3 protein-coding genes are annotated in these 2,931 nt (G+C 40.8%); all 3 read right to left on the bottom strand.

Annotated features, from left to right (window positions below; genetic code table 11):
- Positions 1 to 701: 701 nt before the first annotated feature.
- Positions 702 to 986 (bottom strand): DNA gyrase inhibitor YacG, encoded by a 285-nt coding sequence (yacG, locus tag ACFIL3_RS08265; protein WP_375611670.1) that lies wholly within the window; start codon positions 984 to 986, stop codon positions 702 to 704.
- A gap of 21 nt (positions 987 to 1,007) precedes the next feature.
- Complete coding sequence (locus ACFIL3_RS08260) at positions 1,008 to 1,721, bottom strand: Maf family nucleotide pyrophosphatase (RefSeq protein ID WP_375611669.1); 714 nt, start codon at positions 1,719 to 1,721, stop codon at positions 1,008 to 1,010.
- Positions 1,722 to 1,963: 242 nt separating this feature from the next.
- Positions 1,964 to 2,182, bottom strand: coding sequence for a translation initiation factor IF-1 (gene infA, locus ACFIL3_RS08255; RefSeq protein WP_004857577.1), 219 nt, complete (start codon positions 2,180 to 2,182; stop codon positions 1,964 to 1,966).
- Between the last annotated feature and the right edge of the window lie 749 nt (positions 2,183 to 2,931).

Below are 2,931 nucleotides of genomic sequence, written 5' to 3'. Positions count from 1 at the left end.
ATCAATTTTTCCTCACACCCTAAAGGCACCAACAACTTTCACGCAACAAAGCACTAACAAGCGATTTTTTACTGCCCCATCTCTTTGCACCAAAACACGCACCCCTTCTTTTTCGTTAGCAATACTGATTAGATGATCAATTTTTCCTCACACCCTAAAGGCACCAACAACTTTCACGCAACAAAGCACCAACAAGCTATTTTTTGTTACCCCGTCTCTTTGCACCAAAACACGCACCCCTTCTTTTTCGTTAGCAATACTGATTAGATGACCAATTTTTCCTCACACCCTAAAGGCACCAACAACTTTCACGCAACAAAGCTCCAACAAGCAACTTTTTATTACCACGTCTCTTTGCACCAAAACACGCACCCCTCTTTTTTCGTTAGCAATACTGATTGGACTATCAATTTTTCCTCACACCCTAAAGGCACCAACAACTTTCACGCAACAAAGCTCCATCGACCTTCATGCAACAAAGCAATTTATAATTATCCATGGTAAACAAAACCTCTGGAGATAAGTCTTAGATATGTATTAAAACTTCCATCGTTGATTGAACTTAATCTGCGTCTTTGCGAATGACGATAATAAGCAAGCCGTTAATCCAGCTCTTAAATACATTTACGATAATCCCGCGCGCCTCCCCTTCAGTTTCCACACAAAAAAAACGCTTTAGCGTTCTTTCTCAAGAGAACTCTTTATTCTTCTTCATCACTTACTTGTGGTGGGGGTGGTAAAATATAAGAGCCTGAAAGCCAACGATTAAGATCAATAGCTCGGCACCGTGTGGAACAAAAAGGATAAGAAGATTTTTGTGACATCTGACCACAAATAGGACAAGGATGTGGAGGACGGGTCTCTTTTTGCAAATTTAGCTCTTTTTGTTCTTGGCACACCTTTGTCATTGGCTTCTTCATTAACTTTTCTTCTGTTGCTTTTTTTTCATTTTTGCTTTTCTCTTTTTGTTGCTTTTCACCTTGCATTGATCTTACCTTAAAGTTTTTCTAATGCGTTTGTTCAGCCCAGTGAGTGAAAAGTGGATAGTGATAAGCGGTCAAGAGATCGGCTGTTTCAGCCAAAGGCAATCCCACAACATTAGAATAAGAACCCGTGATATGGACAACAAAAGCCCCTGCTTTTCCTTGGATAGCGTAGCCACCTGCTTTCCCTTGCCATTCTCCTGAAGCAAGGTAAGCCTTCATCATGGCAGAGGTTAAGCGTCTAAAGCGAACACGACTTTCAACCAATTTTACGGTTATTTTTCCACGTTCATTGAGCGCACAAATGGCACCATAGACCTTATGCGAACGCCCAGAAAGGTATCGTAAACATTCATAAGCCTCATCCTCGCTTTCTGGTTTGGGGAAAATGGTCCGCCCAACAGCCACCACGGTATCAGCCGCCAAGATAATCATTTTCTGTCCAGGTAATTTTTCTTGACCATTCTGCAACTCGTCTTGACCATTCTGACTGTACCAGCGCAAAATTTTTTGGGCTTTCAGTGCTTTTTCTTTTGCCAAACGTTTGGCAAGGTTTGCAGGATGTTCTTTTAATTTTGGCGTTTCATCAATATCGCTTGCATAAACCTGCTGGGGATCAATCCCTATTTGTGCCAAGAGCGCTAAACGCCTTGGCGAAGCGGAGGCAAGCACCAAATGAATTTCTTCTGTAAGAGTATCTGCCAAACGTTTTTCCCCCCACTCTCTTATATTTCTCATTTCCACCCCTTCACAATTGACTTCCCTCTCGCCCCCTTTAGCGCCCCCTTTTAAGCGCCCCTTTAGCCTCCCTTTTAAGCGCTATTGATCTCCTTATCCTTTTTCCGCATCGATTTTACAGTTTTTCAAGGCTCTTCAAACACTCCCCTTTTTTCACTCATGAAAAGCAAACTAAAAAACTGTTAAAAAATAATAGAAATAATATGATAGCTTTTAGAAAAAAGTGCAAGCCACCCACGAGGCTACTTATAGCGATATGTAATACGCCCTTTTGTCAAATCATAAGGTGTCATTTCCACCATGATTTTATCACCGGCCAACACCCGTATACGATTTTTCCGCATTCTACCAGCGGTATGGGCAATAATTTCATGATCATTTTCCAGTTTCACACGAAACATCGCGTTAGGTAAGAGTTCAGTAACGATACCAGAAAATTCTAAAACTTCTTCTTTTGACATAAACAAACATTTCCTTTACAGTGCACATATTTTGTTAAGCTGCGCGTTATTTCCAGCGTTCATATCCTATTTTCTTAAGTTTGTGAATAAAAATTCCACAAAAAGGGAAAGGTTTTTCAAGTTTACTCTCTCATGTTCTCAAAAAACGTCATCCCACACCTTAAGAATAAAAACTTTTTTTTCACCAATTTTACCCGCTAATTTCCTTCAATTTTTATGATGATTTTGGTTTCAGTGTGACAAGAAATTACGCTAATTTTTTCCCCTAAAGCATTTTCCCAACACCTCTGACTAATCCCTCCACAACTTACTCACAATCATCCTCTCTCCAACTTTTCCTCACCTTCCACACCTTAAACATGCGCCCTTCAGATAAACACCACTCTCCCCCCACGCCAGAAGCCCTTCCTTTTCTCAAAAACCTTCTCCATTCTTCACACACCATTCACAACATGCTTCACTGCCCCACACTTCATACTCTACGCATTTCCCATACAGCCTTCCCCATTTTCTCTCTCTTCACACGCTTCCTCTAAGCCACTCTTTCCATTTATGTTGTTCTTCCTACCTTCGAAAACACGATCCCTATACATTGCGTACCATTAACCACAACGCCTCTAACGACATAAAGCCTTTTCCTTTTTTACACATTTCCGTTTTTACGCTTTTACGTATTTACAGAATAAAGCCAAATGAAACTTCCACACCGCACCACTCTATAAACAATAGTATTACCCCAGCTTCTTGCC

The organism is Bartonella sp. CE47NXGY (assembly GCF_042195415.1).
GTDB lineage: Bacteria > Pseudomonadota > Alphaproteobacteria > Rhizobiales > Rhizobiaceae > Bartonella.
The sequence above is the reverse complement of the archived record's forward strand: the minus strand, read 5'-3'. Positions and strand labels throughout refer to the sequence as shown.